The sequence below is a fragment of the Paraburkholderia sp. GAS199 genome, from assembly GCF_050436585.1.
Classification (GTDB): Bacteria; Pseudomonadota; Gammaproteobacteria; order Burkholderiales; family Burkholderiaceae; genus Paraburkholderia.
In genome coordinates this window covers 735,321-761,572 of the sequence record NZ_JBNDMM010000002.1, presented here as the reverse complement: position 1 = coordinate 761,572, position 26,252 = coordinate 735,321, and the positions used below count along the sequence as shown (strand labels likewise).

Here is a 26,252-nt window from a genome sequence, read left to right as displayed (position 1 = left end):
ATACGCGTAACGATCTGGGGGAGACATGACCGATCTGTCCACGCCGCAGCGCGCCGGCAGCCACGAGCTGCCGGCGGGCCGGCGCCTGCGTTTCGTCACAGCGGCCGCGCTGTTCGACGGCCACGATGCGTCGATCAACATCATGCGGCGCATTCTCCAGGCGAGCGGGGTCGAGGTGATCCACCTGGGCCACAACCGCTCGGTCGCCGAGGTCGCCACCGCCGCACTGCAGGAAGACGCCGACGGCGTCGCCGTGTCGAGCTATCAGGGCGGCCACAACGAATACTTCCGCTATCTCGTCGATCTTCTGCGCGAACGCGGCGGCGAGCGCATCAAGGTATTCGGCGGCGGCGGCGGGGTGATCGTCCCCGAGGAAATTGCCGAACTCGAACGCTACGGCGTCGAAAAAATCTACTCGCCGCAAGACGGCCAGCGCCTCGGTCTGCAAGGCATGATCGACGACATGATTGCGCGCTGCGCCGAAGAGGCTCGTCTTGCGGCGGCGGCGCACGAAGCGTCGGAGAGCGCGTGGGTGGCCGAGCTGCTGAAGCCGGGGCTCACGCAGTCCGATCCGCCGCTGGCATTTCGCCGTCTCGCGCAACTCGTCAGCGCAATCGAGGCGAAGCGCGTCGATCCGCGCGAGCAGGAGAGGCTCGTCGCGCAGGCGCGCACCGTGCGGGTTCCCGTTCTCGGTATCACCGGCACGGGCGGCGCGGGCAAGTCCTCGCTGACCGACGAACTGATCCGGCGTTTCCGGCTCGATTACGGCGACGCGCTTTCGATTGCCGTGCTGGCGATCGATCCGTCGCGCCGCAAATCGGGCGGCGCGTTGCTCGGCGACCGCATCCGCATGAATGCGATCGGAGACTGGGGTAACGGGGAGCGCGTCTACATGCGCTCGATGGCGACGCGCGACGCGTCGAGCGAAATCACGGAATCTCTCGCCGACGTGCTGACCGCGTGCAAAGCGGCGGCGTTCGACCTGATCGTGGTCGAGACGTCGGGCATCGGGCAGGGCGATGCGGCCATCGTGCCGTTCGTCGACGAAACGCTTTACGTGATGACGCCGGAGTTCGGCGCGGCGAGCCAGTTGGAGAAGATCGACATGCTCGATTTCGCCAGCTTCGTCGCGATCAACAAGTTCGACCGCAAAGGCGCGCCAGATGCGTTGCGCGACGTGGCGAAGCAGGTGCAGCGCAATCGCGGCGACTTCGGCCAGGCGCCCGAGACGATGCCCGTGTTCGGCACGATTGCTTCACGTTTTAACGACGACGGCGTGAGCGCCCTATATCAGCCCATCGCGGCGGCTTTGCGCGCGCGTGGTTTGCGTGACGGCGGCGGCCGTTTGCCGGTATTTCACCAGCTGCGTTTTTCGAGCGGCCGGAACGCGATCGTGCCGCCTTCGCGCGTGCGCTATCTGGCGGATGTCGCGCTGACCATCCACGATTATCGCGAGCGCGCCGACGCTCAGGCGCGGATCGCGCGCGAGCGCTGGCAACTCGTGGAAGCGCGCCGCCTGCTGGCCGAGGCGAACGGCGGCGCGAATCACGCACAGCCCGATCTCGATTCGCTCATCACCCAACGCGACGTTGCTCTCGGCGAGCGTGAACGCGGGCTGCTCGACGCATGGCCGCAGACCGTCGCAGCCTACGCCGGCGACGAGCACGTCACCCGCGTGCGTGACCGTGAGATCCGCACGACGCTCACCGTCACCACGCTGTCCGGCTTGCCGATTCGCAAAGTGTCGCTACCTCGCTTCGTGGACCACGGTGAAATCCTGCGCTGGTTGATGCTCGACAATCTGCCCGGCTATTTTCCGTTCACCGCGGGCGTGTTTCCGTTTCGTCGCGAAAACGAAGACCCGACGCGCATGTTCGCGGGCGAGGGCGACCCGTTTCGCACCAATCGCCGTTTCAAGCTGCTCTCCGAAGGCATGCCGGCCAAACGTCTTTCAACGGCGTTCGACTCCGTTACGCTCTACGGTGAAGAACCTCACGAGCGTCCCGACATCTACGGCAAAGTCGGTAACTCCGGCGTCTCGGTGGCAACGCTCGACGATATGAGAGCGCTCTACGATGGCTTCGATTTGTGCGCGCCGGAAACCTCGGTCTCGATGACCATCAACGGACCCGCGCCGACCATCCTCGCCATGTTCTTCAACGTCGCCATCGATCAGCAGATCGAACGGTCGCGTGAACGGTATGGCCGCGAGTTGACCGGCGAAGAACTCGACGCAGCCCGCCGTACCGCGCTGGAAAACGTGCGCGGCACGGTGCAGGCCGATATCCTGAAAGAGGATCAAGGCCAGAACACGTGCATTTTCTCCACCGAGTTCAGTCTGAAAGTCATGGGCGATATTCAGGCGTACTTCGTGGAGCACGGTGTCCGCAATTTCTATTCGGTGTCGATTTCCGGCTATCACATTGCCGAGGCCGGCGCGAATCCGATTTCGCAACTGGCCTACACGCTCGCCAACGGTTTCACGTATGTCGAGGCCTATCTCGCGCGCGGCATGTCGATCGACGACTTCGCGCCCAACCTGTCGTTTTTCTTTTCGAACGGCATGGACCCCGAATACACGGTGCTAGGCCGGGTTGCGCGCCGCATCTGGGCTATTGCGATGCGCGAACGCTACGGCGCGAACGAGCGCAGCCAGAAGCTGAAGTATCACGTGCAGACATCGGGCCGCAGTCTGCATGCGCAGGAAATCGACTTCAACGATATTCGCACCACCTTGCAGGCGCTGATCGCCATCTACGACAACTGCAATTCGCTGCACACCAACGCATTCGACGAAGCAATCACGACGCCCACGGAAGACTCGGTTCGCCGCGCCGTGGCCATCCAGTTGATCATCAACCGTGAGTGGGGTCTCGCGAAGAATCAGAATCCGAACCAGGGCAGCTTCGTGATCGAGGAACTCACCGATCTGGTGGAGGAAGCCGTGCTCGCCGAGTTCGAGCGACTCACCGAACGAGGCGGCGTGCTGGGCGCAATGGAAACCGGCTATCAGCGTGGGCGCATTCAGGACGAGTCGATGCTGTACGAACATCGCAAGCACGATGGTTCGTATCCGATTGTCGGCGTGAATACGTTTTTGAGCGCGCATCCTCACGACGCGCCGCAGCCGATCGCGCTGGCGCGTTCCACGGAAGCGGAAAAGCAGAGTCAGTTGCAGCGACTGCGCGAATTCCAGGCGCAACACGGCGACGCCGCGCCGGCCGCGCTCGACCGCCTGAAGCGCGCCGTGATCGACGACGAGAACGTTTTTGCCGTGCTGATGGATGCGGTGCGCGTCTGCTCGATCGGGCAGATCACGCACGCGTTGTTCGAAGTGGGCGGACAGTACCGCCGCAATATGTGAGCGCGGCTTCTGAAGGTCGCTTCTGAAGCCGGCTTGTGACGTCAATACGCGCCGCGCTTCCGTAACAGGCCACGCGGCGCGTTCAGCACGCCAGCGCGGTTAGCGCGCGATCCCGAGCCGCTGCTTCGCGTCGTCGTATTCCTTCGACAGACGCTGCACCAGTTCACCGACGCTCGGCACGTCGTCCATCAGACCCACGCCCTGGCCTGCGCCCCAGATGTCTTTCCACGCCTTGGCCTTGTCGTTGCCGAAGTTCATCGCGGTCTTGTCCGATTGCGGCAAGGCGTCCGGATCGAGTCCGGCATTCACGATGCTCTCGCGGATATAGTTGCCGTGCACACCGGTGAACAGGTTCGTGTAGATGATGTCCGACGCCGTGGAATTGACGATGGCCTGCTTGTAGCTGTCCACGGCATGCGCTTCTTTGGTCGCGATGAAACGCGTGCCCATGTAGGCGAGGTCGGCGCCCATGGCCTGCGCGGCGAGGATCGAGCCGCCGTTGGCGATCGAGCCCGACAGCACGATCGGGCCGTCGAACATGCGGCGCACTTCGCCGACCAGCGCGAACGGCGAGGTCGTACCGGCGTGGCCGCCGGCACCGGACGCCACCAGGATCAGGCCATCCACGCCCGCTTCAAGCGCCTTCTGCGCATGACGCAGATTGATGACGTCGTGCAGCACGATGCCGCCGTAGCTGTGCACCGCGTCCACGATCTCGCGAGCCGGCGCGCGCAGGCTCGTGATGAAGATCGGTACCTTGTGCTCGACGCACACGCGCACGTCGTGTTCGAGCCGCGTATTCGACTGATGGACGATCTGGTTGACGGCGATCGGCCCGATCACGGCGTCGGGATTGGCGGCTTTGTGTTCGGCGAGTTGCGCCTGAAGCTGCGTGAGCCATTCGTCGAGCAACTCGGCCGGGCGCGCATTGAGCGCCGGGAACGAGCCGACGATACCGGCCTTACATTGAGCCAACACGAGTTCGGGATAGCTGACGATGAACATCGGCGAAGCGACGACGGGCAGCGCAAGGTTCTGCAGGACGGCGGGCAATGCCATGGTGCAAGTCTCCTGATTGATCGGGCCGATAGCGCCTTGGGCGTCCGGCTGATTCGTGAGTTTAGCGGCACGCGGCTCGCGCTGCGTGGGATCGGACAGACCTCAAGCATGCGCCAACCGTTGCACCGCAGCAAATTTAAGAACGATCGTTCGATTATAGGCGATGCCCACGAACCGCGCCGTCGAGTTCGTTTAGAACAGTTGGAAGGAGTGTTCAGGTTCTATGCTTGCGTGGGCTAACCCACCCCGCGTCGACACATTGGGCTCCTACAATGCGTTGTCTTCCAAACGACAAGAGACGCGCCATGGCCTTCGAGGATTTCACGCCCTTTCGCGTCGCCGCGGGCGACGTCGACATTTTCGGAGTAAAGGGCGGATCAGGACCGCCGCTTCTGCTGCTGCACGGTCATCCGCAGAGCCACTTGATCTGGGAACGGTGCGCGGCGCAACTCGCCGAACATTTCACCGTCATCGCCACCGACCTGCGCGGCTATGGCGCATCGGGCAAGCCGCCCAGCGACGCCGCCCACACGCCGTATTCGAAGCGCACCATGGCCGCCGATCAGGTCGCGGTCATGCGTCACTTCGGCTTCGAACGGTTTCTGGTTTGCGCGCACGATCGCGGCGCACGTGTCGCGCACCGCATGGCGCTCGACCACGCCGACGCGGTCGAGCGTCTCATGCTGCTGGACATCGCGCCGACGCTGGCGATGTACGAAGCCACCGACCGCACCTTCGCCACGCACTATTTCCACTGGTTCTTCCTGATCCAGCCCGAGCCGCTGCCCGAAACGCTGATCGGCGCCAATCCGTCAGCCTACGTGGATGCGGTGATGGGCAGCCGTCATGCGGGTCTTGCGCCGTTCGCACCGAAGTCGCTCGACGCCTATCGCAGCGCGCTCGCGCAACCCGGCGCCGTGCATGCGATGTGCGAGGACTATCGTGCGTCGGCGAGCATCGATCTGGAGCACGACCGTGCGGACATCGAGCGCGGTCACAAGATCGGCTGTCCGCTGCGCGTGCTGTGGGGCGACAAAGGGGTGATCGAAAAATGCTTCGACGCGCTGGCGGAATGGCGTCATGTCGCGCGTGACGTGAGCGGGCGCGCGCTGTCGTGCGGCCATTACATTCCAGAAGAAGCCCCCGACGAACTGGTTGCCGAGATGCTGTCTTTCTTCGAAGCGGTCGAGCAATAATTGCGACTCGCGAATGCTACGGATTCCGGAGCAACCGAACCGGTCGATTAGTCATATGGACGGATCAAAGCGTGCGTGTATGCGGCTTTAAAAGGCGGCGTCATGCTTCTGTAGGGAAATCACCGATGCGATCAAAAAACAGGCACGCGTATCATCCACTCTGACGCTGATCACGTCCGACAGAATTTCCGCCGCTCGCCTCGATGGTCGAGCGGCTTTCTTTTTGTGGCGACGGTTTTTGCGCGGCGGCTCAACCAGGCAGCGCGCGCGTCTTACCCTTGACGCGCCACGACACGCGCTCCGTCGATCGCGAGCGGACCGTTCTTCGCCGCTAGTTCTTCCACGATTCCTTGCAGCAGCGCACGCCATTCGTCGCGCGGCTTGAGCATCGCCGCCGCTGCGCCCATCACGGCAGCGTCGTCGAGCATCTTCAGCAGCGTGTCGAAGCTCATCGAGCGCACTTCCAGCAGCTTGAACACGATCAACACTTTCAACGCATTCTTCGCATTGCGCGCCGGGTCGGCGCGCAGCCAGGCAAGGCGTGAAAACGCGCGTTCGAGTGCCTCGTCGATCTTCGTGAAGGGCGCACCATGACCGGGAATCACGACGCGTACGTCGAGCTTCGCAATGGCTTCGAGCACGGCCTGCTCTTCGGCGAAGCCGCTTTCCCCTTCCAGCTCGGGAAAAATGACGCCAAAGCCGTTTTCCCATAGCGCGTCGGCGCTGATCAGGATGCGTTCGTGCGCGCAATAGAGCATCAGCGAATGCGGATCGTGACCGGGCGCGCCGAGCACTTCCCAGTCGAGCGCGCCGAGCCGCAAACTCGCGCCGGGCGCGATGGTTTCGCTGAAGCCGAAGCGCTCGCAAGTCTGGCCGGTGACGCGAAACGTCAGACGTGCTTCGTCCCAGTTGCGGACCGCGTCGGCTTCGGAGGCGGGAATGGCGGTGCGGCACGGCCATGTGGCTTGCAGCAGCGCGTTGCCGCCGCAATGGTCCGAGTGCAGATGCGTGTTGACGATCAGATCGAGCGGCCGCGCGCCCAGCGACTGCTGCACCAGCGCGCGGGTTTGCGGCGCGTGGGTTGCATAGCCGGTATCGACGAGCGCGGCGCAATGCTCGTCGATCAGCAGCACGTTGTTCGACGAGAGCCAGCCGCGTTCGAAGACGCGCATCGACGCGGGCAGCGCGATCATGACGTACCCGCCGACGATGCCGCTGCTTCGGCCTTCGGCATGACGAGAATGGTCGAGGCGCCGGTGAGCATGATCTCGCCGCGCTGGTTCACCGCATGGCCGTCGAGATGCGTCAGGTCGCCGTTCAGACTCGACTTCCAGTACGCGTCGCGCACACGCCAGGTGAAGGTGAGCGTGTCGTCTGCGCGAACCGCCTTCTTCAGCTTGATATCGAACTCGAGCCCGAGCGGCTGCGCGTAGGTCGAAAAATGCGTCGCCAGCAGCGCCATGAAATGCGCCGTGGGCTGCGTGCCGGACGCGATCAGACCGCCGAAACGGCTCTGCGCGGCGTAGGCGTCGTCGTGATGGAGCGGGTTGAAATCGTTGACGAGCGTGGCGAACGTCTTGACCGAATCCGCCGATAGCGCCAGCGTGGAGCTGAACGTTTCGCCCAGGGTTACGATGCGCGGCGCGCTCGTCATGGCCGCTCCTTTGTCACGTGCATCTGTTCAGCCAGTCTCGCCTGATTCGCCATGAATTCCGCGTGACGGCTTTCGATCGCGTCCCAGACGGCGCGCTTCGCTTCGTCGTCGAATGACGACCAGCCGGCGATTTCGTCGATGGTGCGCAGACATCCCTCGCACCAGCCGGTCGCCGCATCCATCCTGCAGACGCTGATGCACGGCGACGGCACGGCAGCCTCGTCTTCGTCGTTGGCGAGCCCGGCTGTCATGGTGTCAGGCCGGCTCGCGCAATGCCACGTCCACCACCGGCGCGTTCGTCAGCGTCACCAGTTCCTGCGCGGTCAGGTTGAACACCGCATGCGGATGACCGGCGGCGGCCCACAGGCTGTCGAGTTCCAGCAGATCGGCGTCGATCAGCGTGACAGGCTCGACCGCGTGACCGATCGGACACACACCGCCGATCGCATAGCCCGTTTTCTCGCGGACGAACTTCGCGTCCGCGCGGCCGATCTCGCCGACCTGCGCGGCCACTTTCTTTTCGTCGACGCGATTCGCGCCGCTCGCGACCACCAGCACCGGCGCATCGTCTTCACGACGGCGGAACAGGATCGACTTGGCGATCTGCGCGACCGAGCAGCCGAGTCCGGCGGCCGCTTCGGCGGAAGTCTTGCCGGTTTCCGGCAACATGACGATCCGGCCGGCGTGACCGCGTTCGCGCAGCAGCAGCGCAACGCGGCGCGCCGAGTCGGGCAGCGCGGCGAGATCGTCGGAATCGAGAGAAGCGTGGTCCGTCATCGTTCGGGTCCTGAGTAATGGCAAAGTGATGCGGGGTTCGACATGACGCGTCAGACGCAGTTGGCCGCTTCGCTGCGCGCCTTGGCGAGCAGCGCCTTGCCGGCGCGCGACACGTTCGGGCGGCCGATCGCGGTCGAGATGAAATCGCCGATCTCGACGACTTGCGCGAGGTCGATGCCGGTGTCGATGCCGAGGCCGTTCATCAGATACAGCACGTCTTCGGTCGCGACATTGCCGGTCGCGCCTTTCGCATAAGGACAGCCGCCGAGGCCCGCCACCGACGCATGATAGATCTCGATGCCTTCCTGCAAGGCGGCGTAAATGTTTGCCAGCGCCTGACCGTAGGTATCGTGGAAGTGGCCCGACAGACGCTCGCGCGGGAACACGCGGGTCACGGCTTCGAACACTTCGCGCGTGCGCTTCGGTGTGCCGACGCCGATCGTATCGGCGATATCGATCTCGTCGCAGCCGAGCGCCGCGAAGCGTTGCACCACGTCCACCACCGACGCCACCGGCACTTCGCCCTGATATGGGCAGCCGAGCGCGCACGAGACGCTGCCGCGAATGCGCACGCCGTTGTCCTTGGCTGCCTGCGCAACCGGCGCGAAGCGGTCGATGCTCTCCGCAATGCTGCAGTTGATGTTTTTCTGCGAAAACGCTTCGCTCGCTGCGCCGAAAATCACGATCTCGTCCGCGCGTGCGGCGAGCGCGCCTTCAAAACCGCGCAGGTTCGGCGTGAGCACCGAGTAGATCGTGCCCGGACGGCGCGCGATGCCGTTCATCACGTCGGCGCCGTCGGCCATCTGCGGCACCCACTTCGGCGAGACGAACGACGCCGATTCGACGTTGCGGAAGCCCGCTGCGGACAACCGGTCGATCAGTTCGATCTTGATCGCGGTGGCGACGAATTCCTTCTCGTTCTGCAGTCCGTCACGCGGACCGACTTCGACGATCTTCACTTGTTGGGGCAAGGCCATGATCATGTCTCCTGCCGCGCGAGGCGGCGCTTTTCAGTTCGATTCTTCGGTTCGATGCTTCAGCATGGTTCAATGGTATTCGACAACGGCGTTCGACAACGGTGTTCGACATTCTCGCGCGGCTTTCACCGTCGCGTAGTGCGTTCACGCCGCTTTCAGTAACCACGCTCGACGTCCACCACGCCGCTCACTGCTTCGCCACGCATCAGCGCCACCATTTTCCGCACCACCTGGGCGACGCTCTCTTCGCGCAAAGTCAGCGCCGACACATGCGGCGTGATGGCGATGCGCGGTTCGCGCCAGAACGGATGATCGGGCGGCAAAGGTTCTTCGCGGAACACGTCGAGCGTGGCGGCCGCGACCTGACCGCTTGCAAGCGCGTCGAGCAGGTCCTGCTCGACCAGATGACCGCCGCGCGCCACGTTCACCAGATACGCGCCGCGCGCGAGCTTCGAGAAGGTGCGGGCGTTCAGCACGCCTTCGGTGTCCGGCGTATGCGGCAGCAGGTTCACCAGCACTTTCACGCCGTCGAGAAAAGCGTCGAACTGCGCGTCGCCCGCGAAGGTCGCGATGCCGTCGATCTGCCGCGCGCTGCGGCTATAACCGCGTACCGGCAGGCCGAACGACGCGAGCGTCTGCGCGACGTGCGCGCCCAGCACGCCGAGTCCGAGTACACCGACCGTGAACGTGCTGCGCGGATGCGGTTCGAGCACGTGCCAGCGGCGCTCGGCCTGCAGCGTCTGATATTCGTCGAAGCGGCGCAGATAGCGCAGTACCGCGTGCGACACATATTCGGCCATTTGCGACGCCATGCCGCCGTCTTCGAGACGGATCAGAGCCGCGCTGCGTGGCAAGGTGCCGGGAACATCGCGCTCCAGCCCGAGGATCGCGTCCACGCCCGCGCCGAGATTGAAGATTGCGCGCAGGCCGTCACGGCCCGCCAGCATCTCGCGCGGCGGCCGCCAGACGACCGCGAAGTCGGCCGGTGCGGTATCGCCCGCTTGCCACTCGCGGATGTCGGCTTCAGGCAACGCGCGCGCGAAATCATGCAGCCAGGCGGCGGCGTCGGCGTGAGGCATGTAGAAGAGGATTTTCATACGGTCCGGAAGCTGCGCACGTGATTGGGTCGGATAACGAGGAAGGCGGTCCCGCCGGGCCGCGAAGCCCGCGACAGCCCGCCATGGCCCGCTCACCCGGACGCGCGACATGCGCCGCGTTCGGGGTCCCCGTTTTATGGATAGGCTTCATTCTACGTTTTCGAGGCCGACCGCGCGCGTTTCCGCACGGACGTGCGCTTCGATGCGGAAGTCCGCGCAATTGCGCCATAACCAAAGCACAAAAACTTGGTTCGCCCGCGTCGCGCGCGGCAGGACAATCGTCTCCCGAACTCCTGCTGCGAGGGACAGACATGCTCGACTGCACCAAATCCACATGGCCGCCGCGCCTCGTCACGGTTCCGGGCCTGCACGGCAGTGAAGGCGCGCACTGGCAAAGCTGGCTCGAGCGGCAATTCGCGCGCTCCTTGCGCGTCGAACAGGCGGACTGGGATGCGCCGGATCTCGCCGGCTGGGCGCACTCGCTGCGCGATCTGCTCGCGCGCGAGCGCGGTCCGTTCGTGCTGGCGGCGCACAGCTTCGGTTGCCTCGCGGCCGCGCATGCATTGCAGCAGGCGTCCTACGCCAATGACGTCGTGGGCGTGCTGTTCGTCGCGCCCGCGAGTCCGCAGAAATTCGCCTTCGCCGGCGCGTTCGAGGCGCGCCGTCTCGGCGTGCCGTCGATCCTGATCGGCAGCGAAACCGATCCGTGGATGCCGCTTGCCGGCGCGCGCGATCTTGCGCAGCGCTTCGGCAGCGCGTTCGTGAATCTCGGCGACGCCGGGCATATCAACACCGCGGCGGGATTCGGGCCATGGCCGCGCGCCAAGTATTTCATCGATACGCTGGTGCATTGCGCGGCGCCGCTGCGCTTTCGCGAGGAGCGCATCGACGTCGCACAGCATGCGTTCGTGTGAACGGCCGCGAGCCGGATGTCGGCCGTGAACGCGCGAACACGCGCAGGTCAACACGTAAACGATCCGTTAGAATCCCGTTTCCACGCCGCATCTTCTTGCGGCCTCAGGTTTTCTTCATCGACAGGCGGGGACAGGATGGCAGGCAAGACGGGGACATCGCGCTGGCTGGCAGCCGGCATGACGGCAATCACGCTCGCGTTGGGCGGCGTCTCGACGGCGCACGCGGACACATCGCTGCTGAACGTGTCGTACGACGTGACGCGCGAACTGTACAAGGACATCGACGCCGGCTTCATCGCGGCCTACAAGCAGAAGAGCGGCGAGACCGTGTCGGTGCGCCAGTCGCACGGCGCGTCGAGCGCACAGGCGCTCTCCGTGCTGCAAGGCTTGCAGGCGGACGTCGTGACGATGAATCAGCCGAACGACATCGATCTGCTCGCGGAGAAAGGCCAACTGGTGCCGGCCAACTGGCGCACCCGTCTGCCTGACGACAGCGCGCCGTACACCACGACCATGGTGTTCCTCGTGCACAAGGGCAACCCGAAGCACATCAAGGACTGGGACGATCTCGCCAAACCCGGCGTGCAGGTGGTGATCGCCAACCCGAAGACCTCAGGCAACGGCCGCTACGCTTATCTGGCCGCGTGGGGTTATCGCAAGCAGCACGGCGGCACCGACGCGCAGGCCATCGACTTCGAAAAGGCGATCTTCAGGAATGTGCCCGTGCTGGATACGGGCGGCCGCGGCGCAACCACGACCTTCACGCAACGCGGCATCGGCGACGTGCTGGTGACGTTCGAAAACGAAGTGTCGCTGATCGACAGCGGCGTGGGCGCGGGCAATTTCGAAGCGGTGTATCCGTCGGTGAGCCTGCTGGCCGCGCCGCCGGTTTCGATCGTCGACAAGGTGGTCGACAAGCGCGGCACGCGCAAGCAGGCGCAGGCCTATGTGGACTATCTGTGGTCGCCGGCGGCGCAGGAAATCATCGCCCAGCACCATCTGCGTCCGCGCGACAAGAACGTGCTGGCGAAGCACGCCGCCGAGTTCAAGCCGATCAAGACCTTCACGGTCGAAGACATGTTCGGCGGCTGGCAGAAAGCGCAGCAAACGCATTTCTCCGACGGTGGCACCTTCGATCAGATCATCGTCGACCGGAAGTAAGCGTTCGATTCAGCGGATGTGAACGCCGAAATGAAAAAAGGCCGCCCCGGCAACGAGGCGGCCTTCTGTTTTTTGCCGTGGACTATCGCTTAGTTCGGCGCGCCTTGCGCCTCATGGGCCGAGTGATCGTGCTCGCAGCCATGCTCGCAACCCTTCTGGTCCAGCGGCATCTGCTGCGCGGCTTCGGCGCGAATGCCGAGGCGTTCCAGCAGTTTGCGGTCGGCTTCCGCCTGCGGATTGCTAGTGGTCAGCAATTGATCGCCGTAGAAAATCGAGTTCGCGCCGGCGAGGAAGCACAGCGCCTGCAACGCTTCGTCCATCTGCTCACGGCCGGCGGACAGACGCACCATGGCGCGCGGCATGGTGATGCGCGCCACCGCGATCGTGCGAACGAATTCGAACGGATCGATTGCTTCGGTGCCGGTCAGCGGCGTGCCTTCCACCTGCACGAGATTGTTGATGGGCACCGACTCCGGATACGGGTCCATGTTCGCGAGTTGCGTGATGAGACCCGCGCGTTCGCGGCGCGATTCACCCAGCCCGACGATGCCGCCGCAGCACACGTTGATGCCCGCGTCGCGCACGCGTTCGAGCGTGTCGAGGCGGTCCTGATACGTGCGCGTCGAGATGATCTGGCCGTAGAACTCCGGCGACGTGTCGAGATTGTGGTTGTAGTAGTCGAGGCCCGCATCGCGCAGCGCTTGCGCCTGGTGCGTTTCGAGCATGCCGAGCGTCACGCAGGTTTCGAGACCCATCGCCTTCACGCCGCGGATCATGTCCTTGATCGGCTCCAGGTGACGATCTTTCGGATTGCGCCACGCCGCGCCCATGCAGAAGCGCGTCGCGCCGTTTTCTTTCGCGACCTTCGCGGCGGCGAGCACTTCGTCGACGGGCATGAGCTTGTCGGCTTGCAGGCCCGTGTCGTGATGCACCGACTGCGGGCAGTACGCGCAATCTTCCTCGCAGCCACCGGTCTTGATCGACAGCAGCGTGGAGAGTTGCACGGTGTTGGCGTCGAAGTGTTCGCGATGCGTTTGCTGCGCGCGGAACATCAGATCGTTGAACGGCAATTCGTACAGCGCGACGATGTCGGCGACGCGCCAGCGCGCGACTTGTTGCGTGCCTTCGGTGCCCTGTGCGGCTTGTGCGGGCCTGGCGGTTTGCGGCGTGAGGTTCAGTTGCGTCATGGGGTCAATCCTCGTGGATGGATAGTCGGGTCGATCAGCGCTGCGCGTGGCGCAGCGTCTGCAGAAGTCGGTCGATGTCGAGTTGATCGGCGGCGAGTTCGGGCGCGGCCGGACTCAGATGCGGCACGATGCCGAGCAGCGGTGCGTCGTGTTCGCGTGCGAGATGCTCGCGAATCGACGCAATGTTTTCGTCGGGGAAGGTCATGTCGGGATCGACGCGGTTCGCCACCCAGCCTGCGAGCGTCAGACCGCGAGCCGCGATCGCTTCGGCGGTGAGCAGCGCGTGGCTGATGCAGCCGAGCCGCATGCCGACCACCAGCACCACCGGCAATTTCAAGGCGACGGCGAGATCGGCGGTGTCCTGCGTCGGTGTCAACGGCACGCGAAAACCGCCCACGCCTTCCACCACCACGATATCCGCTTCGCGCAGCGCCTTCGCGTGGCAGTCGACGATGTGATCGATATCGAGCGTGACGTTTTCCAGCGCGGCGACGATGTGCGGCGCGGCCGGCTCTTTCAGCAGATACGGCGTGCGGATCGCGGGCGGCAGCAGAACGCTCGACGCGGCGTCGAGCTGGTCGGCGTCTTCGTTGTGCAGCACGCCGTCTACTTCGAACGCGCCGGCCGCGATCGGCTTCATCGCCGCGGCTTGCAGGCCCGCGCGCACGAATCCGCGCAACAGCGCCGCCGAGACGAAAGTCTTGCCGATTTCCGTATCCGTGCCGGTGACGAAGAGCGAAAGTGCGGAGTGGTTCATCGTGCTCATGCGTTAGTGGCTCCGACCTGATGCAGACCGGCTTCGAGGCGGTCCAGATCCGCTTGCGAATGCGCCGCCGACAGCGAAATGCGCAGACGCGAGGTGCCTACGGGCACGGTCGGCGGACGGATGGCCGGCACCCACAGACCGTTGCGCTCCAGCGTGGCCGCGATGTCGAGCGTGGCTTCGTTTGCGCCGATGATGAGCGGTTGCACGGCAGTGTGCGAATCGACCGGCAGCCACGGCGTCGCCTTCAGCATGGCGCGCGTGCGCTCGATCAACTGACGCAGATGCGCGCGCCGTGCGTCGCCTTCCTCGCCGCCGATAATGCGCAAGCTCGCCGACACGGCATGCGCCGCCGCCGGCACCGAGGCCGTCGTGAAAATGTACGGACGCGCGCGCTGCACGAGCCATTCGATCACGGTCTCGTGCGCGGCGACGAACGCGCCGGACACGCCCGCGGCTTTGCCCAGCGTGCCGATCGAAATCACGTTCGGCGAGCGCAATCCCGCTTCGGCGACCGCGCCGCGTCCTTGCGGACCCAGCACGCCGAAGCCGTGCGCGTCGTCGACGATCAGCCATGCGCCGTGCCGCTCCGCGAGTTCGAGCAGACGCGTCAGCGGCGCAACGTTGCCGTCCATGCTGAACACGGTGTCGGAGACGATCACCTTCACGTCGGAGTCCGACGCTTCGAGCATCGCGCTCAAAGCGTCTACGTCGCAGTGCGGATAGATCTGCACGTCCGCGCGCGACAAACGCGCACCGTCGATCAGCGAAGCGTGATTGAGCGCGTCGCAGAACAACGTCGTGCCGCGTCCGGCGAGCGCGGTGAGCGTGGCGAGATTCGCCATGTAGCCGGTGCTGAAGTAGAGCGCGCGCGCGTTATCGACGAAGCCGCCGACGAACGCGGCGAGATCGTCTTCGAGTTGCGCGTGGGCGCGCGAATGGCCGCCGAGCAGATGCGAGCCGCCGCTGCCCGCACCGTAGCGCTGCGCGCCTTCGGCGATTGCCGCGATCAGTTGCGGATGCGCGGCGAGGCCGAGATAGTCGTTACTGGCGAAGCCGATGATCTCGCGGCCGTCCACGGTCATGTGCGCGGCGCAAGGTGTGTCGGCCGTGCGGCGGCGGCGGCGCAAGCCGCGTTCGTCGATGTCCTTCAGTCCTTCGGCCAGCGTATCGAGCAGATGCATCAGCGCGCCTCCGAAAGCGTGGCGTCGAAGGTTTCGCGCGTGCGCGTGGCGAGCAGCGCGAGTTCTTCGTCGTCGAGAATGTACGGCGGCATCAGATATACCGTGGTCGAGATCGGGCGCAGCAGCAGTTCGCGTTGCAACGCGTTCTCGAAGAAACGCCGCGAGAAGGTGCGGGCGTGTTCGGTGTCGTCGATGACAGCGTCGAACGCGAAGATCGTGCCGCACTGGCGCAGGTTGCGTACGCGCGCGTGATCGGCCAGCGGCGCGAGCGCCGCCTTCAGTTTCGCGGACTTCCGCGCGTTGGCGGCCAGCACATCGTCGCTCGCGAAGAGGTCGAGCGTGGCCAGCGCCGCGCGGCAGGCGAGCGGATTGCCGGTGTACGAGTGCGAGTGCAGGAAGCCGCGCGCGGTGTCGTCGTGATAGAAGGCGTCGAAAATTTCGTCGCGCGACAGCACGATGGAAAGCGGCAGATAGCCACCGCTGATGCCCTTCGATAGACACAGAAAGTCCGGCCAGACGCCGGCCTGTTCGCACGCGAAGAAGGTGCCCGAGCGGCCGCAGCCGACAGCGATTTCGTCGGCGATCAGATGGATGCCGTACTGGTCGCACAATGGGCGCAATCCGGCGATATACGACGGATCGTGCATGGCCATGCCGGCCGCGCATTGCACCAGCGGCTCGACGATCAGCGCGGCGATCTTGTTCGCGCGCGCTTCGAACAGCGCGCGAACGTTTTCCAGTGCGCGACGCGCGACGTCCGCGGCGGTTTCGCCGGGCTGGGCAAGCCGTGCGTCCGGCGAGGCCACCACATGCGCGTGCCGGATCAGCGGATCGTAAGCGTCCTTGAACAAGGCGACGTCCGTCACGCCGAGCGCACCGATCGTCTCGCCGTGATAGCTGTTGGCGATGCAGACGAATTCCTGCTTGTCCGCGAAGCCGCGATTACGCCACGAGTGGAAGCTCATTTTCAGCGCGATTTCGACCGCCGACGCGCCGTCGGATGCGAAGAAGGCGTGACCGAGTGTGTTGCCGGTGAGCGCCCCGAGACGCTCGGCCAACTCGACAGCGGGCTCGTGCGTGCAGCCGGCGAGCATGGCGTGTTCGAGCGTGTCGAGCTGATCTTTCAGGGCCGCGTTGATGCGCGGGTTGGCGTGGCCGAACAGATTGACCCACCACGAACTGATCGCATCCAGATAGCGATGACCGGCGCGGTCGTACAGCCATGCGCCCTGACCACGCGAAACCGGCACGAGCGGCAGCCGCTCGTGGTGCTTCATCTGCGTGCAGGGATGCCAGACGGCGCGCAGGCTGCGGGCGATCCAGTCTTCAGGTGATGCTGACTTTTCCAAAAGGTACTCCAGAGTGCTTTTCCTGGCCGCCGAGCATGTTTTTCGGCGACGCGGCCCGAGGCTTCGATGGGCGTGCGGGGTCGAGATTAGCGGTTTATGCGGCGCGATGCACTAGGGCAGAAAAGCGCGCAATCGCCCAGCCGGCCGGGGTTTGACGCGGTTCGCGACAGCTCATTTCAGTTCGGTCCAGAAGCTCGCCAATCGGCGGAGTTAGCGACGTCAAAGTAGTGGGACCCTACCGGCGGGAATGTGGGCTTTCACACCGGTTTTGAGCACGATGACGTTCGCTCCTACGCAGAAGCGGACTTGCCTGACGCATTTTTGGAGCGCTGCGGATACCGGATTTCGACGGAGAAATGCAATCTGTCGGGATCGATCGGGAAACGGAAATGGAGGCTGACCGGCATGCTGCGTGTGGCGATCTGCGTGGGCGATCAGCCCGAGACCGGCGGTTTTGTCGAAGAAGAACGTATGCCGGCGTGTACGTTACGCGGGCATCAGGCCGCGCTCGTGGGCGGCACGGCTTTTTGCCGCGCGTGCGGGAGCCGTGGCGTGATCGCCAAGGCCGGCGGCGCGCGCCGGTCGAGCCTGCACGGGCGCGAGATCGCGCTCGAAGGGGATGTGCTCGATTGCCGGTGCGTCACGCCGCCACGAATGGTCGCGAGCGTACAGCGCACGGTCTGGTTCGACGATAGGGGTGAGTCAGGCGGGGAAGGGAACTGAAGACTCGTCCCCTAGGAGAAGGCCGGCGAGCTTGGGAAGCCTCTCGCCGGTATCGTGACTATGCTCAGTTCCGGCTGGCAATCGCCCGCTTGTCGGCGGCGCGGCTTGAAGAATCGTCCGCCGTTTGCGAATTCTGATTGCCCCAGACCACCGAATTGTCCACGGCGTACAGGCGGCAAGGCGCCGAACTCTGCTTCTGGCAGTTGGCCACGGCAACCGACATCGGATCGTCGCCACCTTCGGCCCACGACCACGCGCCGGAATCGGACACCGCGAAGGCGCGGCTCGGATACTGATGCAGGAAATTGCGGTAGCCGTTGCGGCCCGCTTCGTCGACGAACGGCACGGCGTCGATCGCGTCGACAGCGGCAAAACCGCTCGCCTTGGGCGCCGACGGGTCCGCCACGCGGTACTGAACGCCAGTCGGCATACCGACACGGGCAAGGAAGGCTTCGACAGCCGGCCACCAGACGTGCACGCCGTCCCGGTCGCCCACCAGTCGATGCGCGTCGTTCTTGTAGTTGCCGAAGTCCACCATCTTGGCGCTGGCGCCGTGCTCGGTGAACGCGGCGTACATACCGGCCACGAGCGGTGCGTTCCACACCGAGTCGTTATCGCCGTACATCCACAGCGACGGCACTTTGGTCTTCTCGCCGTAAGCGCCGAACGCGTGCGTCAGGTTGCCCTGCCAGTTCTCGCAGGCGTCCTGGCGCAAACCGCCGGAAAAGTTGATCAGGGCGCGCACGCCTGGCGCGGCTTCGGTGCCGTAGGCCATCGTGGCGAGACCGCCGTGCGACGTGCCGGCAACCACGATGTGCGAGGCGTCCACGTAAGGCTGCTTCGACATGTAGTCGATGGTGGCGGCGACGTCGCCGGCCTGGCTGATGCCGTTGCGTTCCACGTCGCAGCCTTCCTGCTGATACGAGCCGCCGGAGTGGCCGAAGCCCTGACGGTTCGGCGCGACGACCACGTAGCCGCGGCGCACGAATTCGCGTGCGAACGGCAGCGGGTTGCTGCGTTCCTGCGTGCGCGGGTCGCCGGGAATCTTGCCGTGGTTGAAAACGATCATCGGGAACGGGCCTGGGCCGTCCGGTTTGTAGATCGTCGTTTCGAGCGTGACGGTGCCGGCGGGATCGACCGGCACACGGATGATTTCTTCGTTGAGGCCGGCGGTCGGCAGGTAGACGTCGTCGTCGAGGGCAATGCGCGGCACGTGAGCGCGCGACAGCGGCCCGACCTGGGTGTCGGCGAGCGGGTCGGCATGCGCGACTGCAACTGCGCACGTTGCCGCTGCACAGATCACCGCACACTTCGTCAGAACCTTGCTGAACACCATTGCCGCACCTGCCTCAAAAGCCTGCCCTGAACACCGCGCTGTTTTGTCCGCCGAATCCGTTTTCTGACATAAAGCTTTCGTCAACGCATTCGACACACAAAAACACACTCACGTACGCAGTGCGCGAAGCGCATGTACGTTTGATCGAGATCGCACGGGATGAACCCAATTGGCCGACGCGACCCCACGCGCCGATGATGAGCGCCACACGATGCAGCCGGGAACCGTCGCTAGCCTGTAACCACCGGGACCGGCGAGGCGCCTTCGCAATCTGCGAGACCGATATCGAACGATCTTCGCAACGTGGCGTCATGACCTACAGCCTCATCCTGGCACGACAATTTTGTTTTGTGCAATCAAGGAGAACCCGCGACGAAAAAATTGCCGCGTTTAAATCGGCAGCGAGGGCGCGCAAAAACACGGTGGCGCCGTGCTATTTGGCTGCACGAAACAATCGCCGTGCGATTGCCCGTACAAAGGGCTGTGGTGCAGAGCCAACAAGAAAAAAGGCCCTCACTTTGAGGGCCATATGTGACAACGCAATTAAATCCGTTGCTACGGCAACGAGTGGCGCATGTAAGGCGCCGAAAGGTTTTTTCTCATTCGCGGATGTCGCCATCTACGTAACGCCACGCGCCGTCGTCGCCGCGTACGAAACGGCTGAGTTCGTGCAAACGGTGCGCGCGGCCGCCTACCTTGTATCGTGCGACGAATTCAACCGTGGCATGGGTGGCGTCGGTTTCGGCGAAGGCTTTGATCTGGAGTCCGAGCCAACGCGGCGCGTCGGGTGCGGCGGGATCGGCGTCGAGATCGGCGGGACAGGTGTGCGTTGCCCATGTGGCGCGCAGATAATCCGTTGCGCCCACAACGTACGCGCTATAGCGCGAGCGCATGAGTTCGAGCGCGCGCGGCGCGATTTCGCCGCCGTCGATATAACGGCCGCAGCACTGCATGAAGCGCGGCGCTTTCGCTGCGCTGCGCGCATTCGGCGCGGCGCCGCCGCAGGGGCAATCGGTGGGTCGTTGCGTGGTCAACAATGGCTCGTTCATGGAATGTTCAGGCAATCCCGCGCGCGATCAGGATCTTCTGGATGTCGCTGGTGCCTTCGTAAATCTGGCATACGCGCACGTCGCGGTAAATCCGTTCGACGGGGAAGTCGCTCAGATAGCCGTAGCCGCCATGAATCTGCAAGGCGGCTGAGCAGATGCGCTCGGCAGCTTCCGAGGCGAACAGCTTGGCCATCGCGGCTTCGGTGAGGCACGGCTGGCCCGCGTCTTTGAGCGACGCTGCATGCCAGATCAACTGACGCGCGGCTTCGAGTTGGGTTGCCATGTCGGCGAGGCGAAATTGCACGGCCTGGTGGGCGAATAGCGGCTGGCCGAAGCTTTCGCGCTCTTTCGCGTAGCTCAACGCGGCGTCGAACGCGGCGCGCGCCATGCCGACGCTTTGCGCAGCGATGCCGATGCGTCCGCCTTCCAGGCCCGACAGCGCGATCCGATATCCCTCGCCCTCGGCGCCGATCAGATTCGCCGCCGGCACCCGGCAGTCTTCGAACACGATCTGCGCGGTATCGGAGGAATGCTGCCCGAGCTTTTCTTCGATGCGCGCGACCACGTAGCCTTTCGTATCGGTCGGCACGATGAAGGCGCTGATGCCGCGTTTGCCCGCGGCTTTGTCGGTGACGGCCATCACGATCGCGACGTCGCCGTTCTTGCCGCTCGTGATGAACTGTTTGACGCCGTTCAGCACGTAAGCGTCGCCGTCGCGCGTGGCGGTGGTGCGCAGCGCGGAGGCGTCCGAGCCCGCTTGTGGTTCCGTCAGGCAAAACGCGCCGAGCATCTCGCCGCGAGCGAGCGGCGTGAGCCAGTCGCGTTTCTGCGCATCGTTGCCGTACGTCAGCAAGATGCTGCAAACCGGGCAGTTGTTCACCGAAATCGCGGTGGACGTGCCGCCATCGCCGGCGGCGATTTCTTCGAGAATCAACGCCAGTGCGAGCGCATCCATGCCGGCGCCGCCGTATTCCTCGGGCACCAGTACGCCGTAGGCGCCCAATTCCGCCAGCTGGCGATGCACGTCTGCTGGAAAGACGCGCTCGCGGTCCCACTGCGCGGCGTGCGGTGCGACGGCCTCGCGCACGAAGGTGCGTACCGCGTCGCGAATCATCACGTGGTCCTGATCGAGCACCATGGCTCTGTCTCCTCGGTCCGGTGTTTAGTGCTGTGTTGCCGGTATGGTCCCGGTTACCAGTCGAGGGCGGTGCCGTCGTACTGATAAAAGCGGCCGTTGAACGACTCGCGCGACGCCGCGGCATGCGCGAGTACGTCGCGCATGCCGGTGACGCTGCGTGCCGGATCGATCGCCGCGCCCGCGCCGCCCATGTCGGTGCGCACCCAGCCGGGATGCAGCGAGACGCAGGTGGCGCGGACGGCGTCGAGCGATGCCAGCTTGAGCGCGTCGTTCAACGCGGCCTTGCTCGCGCGATACAGCCAGCCGGTGGTGCCGCTGGTGTCGCTGATGCTGCCCATCTTGCTCGAGATCACGGCGAACACGCCGCCGGCTTCCTCGACGAGCGGCAGCAGAATCGGCATCAACTGCATCGGACCGCGTACGTTGGTCTGCATGACGTGATCGAAGTCTTCGGCGGTGATGGTCTCGATGCCTTCGGTGCGCGGGCCGTACACGCCCGACACGAGCACGGCGGCGTCGAGGCGTTCGCCGTCGAGCTTCCAGCCGAGCGCCGCGATTTCCTCGGGCGCGGTGACGTCGAGCGAAAAGGTTTCCGCGCCGAGTGCGTTCAACGCGTCGAGCGACGCGCCGTCGCGCGCGGTGGCCAGCACGCGCCAGCCGCTCTTCTTGTACTGCCGGACAAACTCCTGGCCGATGCCACGCGACGCACCGACGATCAACACTGTTTTCATCACATCACCTCGAACCTGCAAGCCCTGGACAATCTATGTTTAAACCAGCTCGATACCCATTGCGGTGGCTTCGCCGCCGCCGATACACAGCGTGGCCACGCCGCGCTTCAGACCACGCTTCTTCAGCGCGCCGATCAGCGTGACGAGAATCCGCGCACCCGACGCGCCGATCGGATGACCTAGCGCGCACGCGCCGCCGTTCACGTTGACCTTGTCGTGCGGCAGTTTGTGTTCCTTCATCGCGGCCATCGTGACTACCGCGAATGCTTCGTTGACCTCGTAAAGATCGACTTCGTCGGCGCGCCAGCCGTTCTTCTCGAACAGCTTGCGGATTGCGCCGACAGGCGCCGTGGTGAACTTCGCCGGTTCCTGCGCGAAAGTGGAATGACCGACCACGCGCGCAATCGGCTCGACACCGAGACGCTTCGCCGTCGATTCGCGCATCATGACCAGCGCCGCGGCGCCGTCGGAAATCGACGACGAGTTCGCCGCCGTCACCGTGCCGGTCTTGCTGAAGGCAGGCTTGAGCGTCGGGATCTTTTCCAGATTCGCCTTGAAGGGCTGCTCGTCGCGCTCGATGGTGAGTTCACCCTTGCGGCTTTCGACCTTCACCGGCGCGATTTCCCACGCGAACGAACCGTCTTCGTTGGCGCGCTTCGCACGGTTGAGCGACTCGACGGCGAACGCGTCTTGCGCCTCGCGCGTGAAGTCGAACGACGCCGCGCATTCTTCCGCGAACGTGCCCATCAGACGGCCCTTTTCGTAGGCGTCTTCGAGGCCGTCGTAGAACATGTGGTCGATCACCTGACCGTGGCCCATCCGCATGCCGCCGCGTGCTTTCGGTAGCAGATAGGGCGCGTTGGTCATGCTTTCCATGCCGCCCGCGACGATCACGTCGACCGAACCTGCGGCGAGCATGTCGTGCGCGAACATGGCGGCGCGCATACCCGAGCCGCACATCTTGTTGACGGTGGTGCTGCCCGTGCTCAACGGCAAGCCGGCGCCCAGCGCCGCTTGCCTCGCCGGCGCCTGACCGAGTCCGGCGGGCAGCACGCAACCCATCACCACTTCGTCGATCTGCTCGGGCTTTAGACCCGCGCGCTGCACGGCCGCTTCGATGGCCGCCGAGCCGAGTTGCGGCGCGGTCAGCGACGCGAAGTCGCCCTGAAACGCCGCCATCGGCGTACGCGCCACACCTACGATCACGATCGGGTCAGTCTTTGTCTCGCTCATGTTTGCCTCGCTTATCTGGATTGACTCGTGCTTATTGACTCGCGCTTATTTACTCGTGTTTGAGCTCTTTGATCACACCGGCGACGACAGCCGGCACATCGCCGAGTTTTGCGGCGTCTTCCGCGATGACGTCGTTGTCCGCCTTGTGGTTGCCGCGGGCGGTGATGGCTTCGACGCAGTTCTGATAGGTCGCTTCGAGTGCGGCGGGGTCGCTCACCATCATGCCGAGATTGCGCATCTTGCCGTCGTGCACGCCGTAAGCCCACGCGTGCACCGTCAATTCCTGGCCGCGCGCCCATGCGTCGTTGATGATGGTGGTGCGGCAGACGTTCATGACCTGCTCGATCGAATTCAGCTCGACCAGACGCCGATGGCGCGCTTCGCCAATCGGCCATTCCTCGAGCAGCGCGGCATGCTTGGCGCGCACGTCCTGAACGTGTTGCAGCCAGTTGTCCGCGAGACCGACGCGCCGGCCGTGCAGCGCAGCGGCCACGCCCGAACAGCCGTAATGGCCGACCACCATGATGTGTTTGACCTTCAGCAGATCGACGGCGAACTGGATCACGGAGAGACAGTTCAGATCCGTATGCACGACCACGTTGGCGATGTTCCGATGCACGAACACTTCGCCAGGCGGCAAGCCGATGATCTGGTTAGCCGGCACGCGCGAATCGGAGCAGCCGATCCACAGATATTCGGGCGTCTGCTGATGCGCGAGACGCGAGAAGTATTCGGGATCTTCGGACAGCTTGCGGGCGACCCATGCGTCGTTGTTGTCGAACAGGTGCGAGAGCGGATTGGAAGAGCGGTCGTTTGTGTTCATGATGCGTCTTGATGTTTGCTAAACCGCGTGAGCGGTCGGTGTAAATACGGGAGAGTCGTGCGATGCGTGCCGGAAGGCGCGCGGCACACGGGGTTCATGCCATGCGCGCGCTGTGTTCTCCGGCGGATAGGTCGATCGGTTTGGCCGCGACGCCGAAGCGTTCCGGATAACGGACGCTGAAGCGCACGCTGCTGTCGTACGGAAAAAAGTCGGGCAGTTCGCCTTTCAGAAGATGATCCTTGTGCCGTTGCCACAGCGCCGGATCGAAAAAGTCCGCGTGATGCTGCATGAAGGAGCGGCGCACGCGTGGGTCGCCGAGCAGGAACGTGCCATACGTTTCCGGAAAAATGTCGTGCGCGCCGATGGAGTACCACGGTTCGCCCGACATTTCGTCTTCCTCATTGCGCGGCGCCGGTACGGCGCGCACGTTGCAGTCGGTCAGATATTCGATTTCATCGTAGTCGTAAAACACGACGCGGCCGTGCCGCGTCACGCCGAAGTTCTTGTACAGCATGTCGCCCGGAAAGATGTTTGCCTGCATAAGTTCCTTGATGGCGTTGCCGTATTCGCGAATGCCGTGATCGACGTCTTCGTCCGTGCCGCTCTGCAGGAAAAGATTGAGCGGCACCATGCGCCGTTCGATGTACATGTGACGGATCACGAGGTTGTCGCCGTCGTATTCGATCAGCGAGGGCACTTCCTTTTCGAGTTCGCGCACGAGTGCGTCGTCGAGCCGCGAGCGGGGCAACGCGACGCTCGAGTATTCGAGCGTGTCGGCCATGCGCCCCAGCCGGTCGTGACGTTTGACGAGCTGATACTTCTCCTTGATCTGCGCGCGCGTGGTTTCCTTCGGCGGCGGGAAATAGTCTTTGATCAGCTTGAACACGTACGGAAACGACGGCAACGTGAACACCAGCATCACCAGACCCTTGATGCCGGGCGCGACGATGAACTGGTCGCTCGAATGTTTCAGATGATGCAGCAGGTCGCGATAGAACAGGTTCTTGCCCTGCTTCTGCAAACCCACCGACGTATAGATTTCCGCCTTCGGTTTGCCCGGCATGATGGTGCCGAGAAATTCCACGTAAGCCGACGGCACTTCCATGTCCACGAGAAAGTACGAGTGCGAGAAGCCGAAGATGATCAGCAACTGGTCGCGTTTGAGCAGGACGGTGTCGAGCGCGAGCACGCCGGGCGCGACGTGACGCAGCGGCACGGCGAACGGCAGCAGCACGTCGCCGTTGATGATCCGCCCGACGATATACGCCGACTTGTTGCGAAAGAACAGCGACGAGAGCACGTGAATCTGGAAGTTCGGCGCTTCGTCGAACACGCCGAATGCTTCGTGGATGGTCTGCATGACGCAACCTACGTCGCGTTGCAGATTCTCGAACGGCGACTCCAGCTGAAAATTCGTGACGATGCGCTCCAGCGTGGCGGCGAGGCCGTCCTTGCCCGGATAGTACGCACGATACGTCGGCTTCGCGGCCGGTTCGTCGTTCTCGATGTATTCGGTCGAGATTGCCGGGCGCACGAAGATGAAATCGTTGTTGAAATACGAGCGATGCAAAATCTTGCAGCAGACCGAATTGAAAAACGTCTCCGCGCATTCCGGCTGACGATGCGTGGTCAGCAGGCCGATGTAGTGCAGCTTGATCTGCTGCCACACTTCGCTGTCGATGTTTTCCGCGTCGTACTCGTCTTCGAGCAACTCGACGCATTCCTCGACGCGTTCGTCGTACGAGGTAATGCGCTCACGCGCCAGCTTTTGCAGCGCGTGCCAGTCCGATGCCTCGAAGAGCGACTTGGCGTGGATCGCCGCGTCGCGAAAGATGCGGTAATGCCGATCGAAACCTTCGAGCATCGTCTGCGCGACGTCGAAACCGATCTGCGACGACAGTAGTTTGGGAAAGTGATTCATGTCGACCGTGCATTCGTCCCATGTCGTGAAGACAGCCGTGATTGTATCGTCCGGGTTCTGGCGGCCGCGCGCGGCTCAGGCCGGGCGCGTCTCGCGCGTGCCGCCGTCGAGCAATGCACGCGCCTGCGTTTCGTACTGCGCGAGGTCTTCGAGCGTGGCGTTCAGGTCTTCCAGCTGACGCTCCAGCACCTCGCGATGACGCGCCACGGTGGCCAGAAACGCGTGTAGTTGCGGCACGGTGTCGGTGGGCGACTCGTAGACGTCCAGCAGATCGCGAATCTCCGACAACGTGAAGCCGAGCCGCTTGCCGCGCAAGGTGAGCTTGAGGCGCGTGCGGTCGCGGCCCGAGTAGACGCGTCGCAAGCCGCTCGATCCTTCACGGCTCGGTGCGAGTAAACCCTGGTCTTCGTAGAAGCGGATCGCGCGCGGCGTGACGTCGAATTCCCGTGCGAGCTCGGTGATCGTGTATTGCGTGTTCATCGGGGCATCCCGTCGCCGGGCAGAAAATCGGATTGAACGATAGAATCGACGTTTACGTTATCGTCAACTTAACGGAAACGCAACCGCGCGCAACCACGTCATCCGGCATCGCACACCTCGCCAACCCGGACGGCCG

At 64.1% G+C, this 26,252-nt stretch carries 24 protein-coding genes; 5 read left to right on the top strand and 19 right to left on the bottom strand.

Annotated features, from left to right (window positions below):
* The first annotated feature begins 25 nt into the window (after positions 1–25).
* The gene (icmF, locus tag P3T18_RS09515; RefSeq protein ID WP_429299661.1) at positions 26–3,364 is read left to right on the top strand and encodes a fused isobutyryl-CoA mutase/GTPase IcmF; all 3,339 of its coding nucleotides are present in this window, start codon (positions 26–28) and stop codon (positions 3,362–3,364) included.
* 99 nt (positions 3,365–3,463) lie between these two features.
* Here the strand turns inward: icmF and P3T18_RS09510 are convergent, their stop codons facing one another.
* Complete coding sequence (locus P3T18_RS09510; protein WP_429299660.1) at positions 3,464–4,423, bottom strand: NAD(P)H-dependent flavin oxidoreductase; 960 nt, start codon at positions 4,421–4,423, stop codon at positions 3,464–3,466.
* A gap of 305 nt (positions 4,424–4,728) precedes the next feature.
* Here P3T18_RS09510 and P3T18_RS09505 point away from each other — a divergent pair, with 305 nt between their 5' ends.
* A complete protein-coding gene (locus tag P3T18_RS09505) occupies positions 4,729–5,619 on the top strand; it encodes an alpha/beta fold hydrolase (protein ID WP_429299659.1) in 891 nt (296 codons plus the stop codon).
* Between the two features lie 272 nt (positions 5,620–5,891).
* Here the strand turns inward: P3T18_RS09505 and P3T18_RS09500 are convergent, their stop codons facing one another.
* The 6 genes from P3T18_RS09500 to P3T18_RS09475 all read right to left on the bottom strand — a co-directional run bounded on the left by P3T18_RS09500 (position 5,892) and on the right by P3T18_RS09475 (position 10,124).
* Positions 5,892–6,812: an MBL fold metallo-hydrolase gene (locus tag P3T18_RS09500; RefSeq protein WP_429299658.1), complete on the bottom strand. Its 921-nt coding sequence runs from the start codon at positions 6,810–6,812 to the stop codon at positions 5,892–5,894.
* Entirely contained in the window at positions 6,809–7,273 is a 465-nt protein-coding gene (locus P3T18_RS09495; protein ID WP_429299657.1) for a MaoC family dehydratase, read from the bottom strand. Before P3T18_RS09495 ends, P3T18_RS09500 begins: the two co-directional genes overlap by 4 nt.
* Complete coding sequence (locus P3T18_RS09490; protein ID WP_429299656.1) at positions 7,270–7,524, bottom strand: DUF1289 domain-containing protein; 255 nt, start codon at positions 7,522–7,524, stop codon at positions 7,270–7,272. The genes P3T18_RS09495 and P3T18_RS09490 overlap by 4 nt, the downstream gene beginning before the upstream one ends.
* A 4-nt stretch (positions 7,525–7,528) precedes the next feature.
* Positions 7,529–8,050 (bottom strand): YbaK/EbsC family protein, encoded by a 522-nt coding sequence (locus P3T18_RS09485; RefSeq protein WP_429299655.1) that lies wholly within the window; start codon positions 8,048–8,050, stop codon positions 7,529–7,531.
* Between the two features lie 50 nt (positions 8,051–8,100).
* Positions 8,101–9,027 (bottom strand): hydroxymethylglutaryl-CoA lyase, encoded by a 927-nt coding sequence (locus P3T18_RS09480; RefSeq protein WP_429299654.1) that lies wholly within the window; start codon positions 9,025–9,027, stop codon positions 8,101–8,103.
* Positions 9,028–9,182: 155 nt separating this feature from the next.
* Positions 9,183–10,124: a 2-hydroxyacid dehydrogenase gene (locus tag P3T18_RS09475; protein WP_429299653.1), complete on the bottom strand. Its 942-nt coding sequence runs from the start codon at positions 10,122–10,124 to the stop codon at positions 9,183–9,185.
* Between the two features lie 311 nt (positions 10,125–10,435).
* Here P3T18_RS09475 and P3T18_RS09470 point away from each other — a divergent pair, with 311 nt between their 5' ends.
* Together P3T18_RS09470 and P3T18_RS09465 are read left to right on the top strand one after the other, a co-directional pair.
* Positions 10,436–11,038, top strand: coding sequence for an RBBP9/YdeN family alpha/beta hydrolase (locus P3T18_RS09470; protein ID WP_429299652.1), 603 nt, complete (start codon positions 10,436–10,438; stop codon positions 11,036–11,038).
* 135 nt (positions 11,039–11,173) lie between these two features.
* A complete protein-coding gene (locus P3T18_RS09465) occupies positions 11,174–12,199 on the top strand; it encodes a sulfate ABC transporter substrate-binding protein (protein ID WP_429299651.1) in 1,026 nt (341 codons plus the stop codon).
* Positions 12,200–12,288: 89 nt separating this feature from the next.
* Here the strand turns inward: P3T18_RS09465 and bioB are convergent, their stop codons facing one another.
* The 4 genes from bioB to bioA are packed head-to-tail and all read right to left on the bottom strand — an operon-like array spanning position 12,289 to position 16,682.
* Positions 12,289–13,386 carry a biotin synthase BioB gene (bioB, locus tag P3T18_RS09460; RefSeq protein WP_429299650.1) on the bottom strand — a complete coding sequence of 366 codons (1,098 nt, stop codon included), beginning with the start codon at positions 13,384–13,386 and terminating at the stop codon, positions 12,289–12,291.
* Positions 13,387–13,420: 34 nt separating this feature from the next.
* Positions 13,421–14,152, bottom strand: coding sequence for a dethiobiotin synthase (bioD, locus tag P3T18_RS09455; protein WP_429299649.1), 732 nt, complete (start codon positions 14,150–14,152; stop codon positions 13,421–13,423).
* Complete coding sequence (bioF, locus tag P3T18_RS09450; RefSeq protein ID WP_429299648.1) at positions 14,149–15,333, bottom strand: 8-amino-7-oxononanoate synthase; 1,185 nt, start codon at positions 15,331–15,333, stop codon at positions 14,149–14,151. The genes bioD and bioF overlap by 4 nt, the downstream gene beginning before the upstream one ends.
* Positions 15,333–16,682: an adenosylmethionine--8-amino-7-oxononanoate transaminase gene (bioA, locus tag P3T18_RS09445; protein WP_429299647.1), complete on the bottom strand. Its 1,350-nt coding sequence runs from the start codon at positions 16,680–16,682 to the stop codon at positions 15,333–15,335. The genes bioF and bioA overlap by 1 nt, the downstream gene beginning before the upstream one ends.
* Before the next feature lie 249 nt (positions 16,683–16,931).
* Between bioA and P3T18_RS09440 the strand changes: the two genes are divergently transcribed.
* Positions 16,932–17,405, top strand: a complete 474-nt coding sequence (locus P3T18_RS09440) for a PAAR domain-containing protein (protein ID WP_429299646.1) — start codon at positions 16,932–16,934, stop codon at positions 17,403–17,405.
* 64 nt (positions 17,406–17,469) lie between these two features.
* On the opposite strand, the gene P3T18_RS09435 is transcribed toward P3T18_RS09440, so the two are convergent.
* From P3T18_RS09435 to P3T18_RS09400, 8 genes are all read right to left on the bottom strand, one after another.
* Positions 17,470–18,741: a dienelactone hydrolase family protein gene (locus tag P3T18_RS09435; RefSeq protein WP_429299645.1), complete on the bottom strand. Its 1,272-nt coding sequence runs from the start codon at positions 18,739–18,741 to the stop codon at positions 17,470–17,472.
* A gap of 599 nt (positions 18,742–19,340) precedes the next feature.
* Positions 19,341–19,790, bottom strand: a complete 450-nt coding sequence (locus P3T18_RS09430) for a YchJ family protein (RefSeq protein ID WP_429299644.1) — start codon at positions 19,788–19,790, stop codon at positions 19,341–19,343.
* Positions 19,791–19,797: 7 nt separating this feature from the next.
* Positions 19,798–20,928 (bottom strand): acyl-CoA dehydrogenase family protein, encoded by a 1,131-nt coding sequence (locus P3T18_RS09425; protein ID WP_429299643.1) that lies wholly within the window; start codon positions 20,926–20,928, stop codon positions 19,798–19,800.
* A gap of 53 nt (positions 20,929–20,981) precedes the next feature.
* The gene (locus P3T18_RS09420; RefSeq protein WP_429299642.1) at positions 20,982–21,659 is read right to left on the bottom strand and encodes an SDR family oxidoreductase; all 678 of its coding nucleotides are present in this window, start codon (positions 21,657–21,659) and stop codon (positions 20,982–20,984) included.
* 39 nt (positions 21,660–21,698) lie between these two features.
* Positions 21,699–22,892 (bottom strand): acetyl-CoA C-acetyltransferase, encoded by a 1,194-nt coding sequence (locus P3T18_RS09415; RefSeq protein WP_429299641.1) that lies wholly within the window; start codon positions 22,890–22,892, stop codon positions 21,699–21,701.
* Between the two features lie 49 nt (positions 22,893–22,941).
* Positions 22,942–23,715: a carbonate dehydratase gene (gene can, locus P3T18_RS09410; protein WP_429299640.1), complete on the bottom strand. Its 774-nt coding sequence runs from the start codon at positions 23,713–23,715 to the stop codon at positions 22,942–22,944.
* Between the two features lie 94 nt (positions 23,716–23,809).
* Positions 23,810–25,636 (bottom strand): bifunctional isocitrate dehydrogenase kinase/phosphatase, encoded by a 1,827-nt coding sequence (gene aceK / locus P3T18_RS09405; RefSeq protein WP_429299639.1) that lies wholly within the window; start codon positions 25,634–25,636, stop codon positions 23,810–23,812.
* A 75-nt stretch (positions 25,637–25,711) separates the two neighbouring features.
* Positions 25,712–26,116 carry a MerR family transcriptional regulator gene (locus P3T18_RS09400; RefSeq protein ID WP_429299638.1) on the bottom strand — a complete coding sequence of 135 codons (405 nt, stop codon included), beginning with the start codon at positions 26,114–26,116 and terminating at the stop codon, positions 25,712–25,714.
* Positions 26,117–26,252 lie beyond the last annotated feature (136 nt).

Coding starts and splice junctions, on each gene's coding strand:
- bioD (WP_429299649.1), bottom strand. CDS start 14,152: ATGAGCACGATGAACCACTCCGCACTTTCGCTCTTCGTCACCGGCACG.
- can (WP_429299640.1), bottom strand. CDS start 23,715: ATGAACACAAACGACCGCTCTTCCAATCCGCTCTCGCACCTGTTCGAC.
- P3T18_RS09430 (WP_429299644.1), bottom strand. CDS start 19,790: ATGAACGAGCCATTGTTGACCACGCAACGACCCACCGATTGCCCCTGC.
- P3T18_RS09420 (WP_429299642.1), bottom strand. CDS start 21,659: ATGAAAACAGTGTTGATCGTCGGTGCGTCGCGTGGCATCGGCCAGGAG.
- bioF (WP_429299648.1), bottom strand. CDS start 15,333: ATGCATCTGCTCGATACGCTGGCCGAAGGACTGAAGGACATCGACGAA.
- P3T18_RS09400 (WP_429299638.1), bottom strand. CDS start 26,116: ATGAACACGCAATACACGATCACCGAGCTCGCACGGGAATTCGACGTC.
- bioB (WP_429299650.1), bottom strand. CDS start 13,386: ATGACGCAACTGAACCTCACGCCGCAAACCGCCAGGCCCGCACAAGCC.
- icmF (WP_429299661.1), top strand. CDS start 26: ATGACCGATCTGTCCACGCCGCAGCGCGCCGGCAGCCACGAGCTGCCG.
- P3T18_RS09485 (WP_429299655.1), bottom strand. CDS start 8,050: ATGACGGACCACGCTTCTCTCGATTCCGACGATCTCGCCGCGCTGCCC.
- P3T18_RS09475 (WP_429299653.1), bottom strand. CDS start 10,124: ATGAAAATCCTCTTCTACATGCCTCACGCCGACGCCGCCGCCTGGCTG.
- P3T18_RS09470 (WP_429299652.1), top strand. CDS start 10,436: ATGCTCGACTGCACCAAATCCACATGGCCGCCGCGCCTCGTCACGGTT.
- P3T18_RS09480 (WP_429299654.1), bottom strand. CDS start 9,027: ATGGCCTTGCCCCAACAAGTGAAGATCGTCGAAGTCGGTCCGCGTGAC.
- P3T18_RS09510 (WP_429299660.1), bottom strand. CDS start 4,423: ATGGCATTGCCCGCCGTCCTGCAGAACCTTGCGCTGCCCGTCGTCGCT.
- P3T18_RS09505 (WP_429299659.1), top strand. CDS start 4,729: ATGGCCTTCGAGGATTTCACGCCCTTTCGCGTCGCCGCGGGCGACGTC.
- aceK (WP_429299639.1), bottom strand. CDS start 25,636: ATGAATCACTTTCCCAAACTACTGTCGTCGCAGATCGGTTTCGACGTC.
- P3T18_RS09415 (WP_429299641.1), bottom strand. CDS start 22,892: ATGAGCGAGACAAAGACTGACCCGATCGTGATCGTAGGTGTGGCGCGT.
- P3T18_RS09435 (WP_429299645.1), bottom strand. CDS start 18,741: ATGGTGTTCAGCAAGGTTCTGACGAAGTGTGCGGTGATCTGTGCAGCG.
- P3T18_RS09495 (WP_429299657.1), bottom strand. CDS start 7,273: ATGACGAGCGCGCCGCGCATCGTAACCCTGGGCGAAACGTTCAGCTCC.
- P3T18_RS09425 (WP_429299643.1), bottom strand. CDS start 20,928: ATGGTGCTCGATCAGGACCACGTGATGATTCGCGACGCGGTACGCACC.
- P3T18_RS09490 (WP_429299656.1), bottom strand. CDS start 7,524: ATGACAGCCGGGCTCGCCAACGACGAAGACGAGGCTGCCGTGCCGTCG.
- P3T18_RS09465 (WP_429299651.1), top strand. CDS start 11,174: ATGGCAGGCAAGACGGGGACATCGCGCTGGCTGGCAGCCGGCATGACG.
- P3T18_RS09500 (WP_429299658.1), bottom strand. CDS start 6,812: ATGATCGCGCTGCCCGCGTCGATGCGCGTCTTCGAACGCGGCTGGCTC.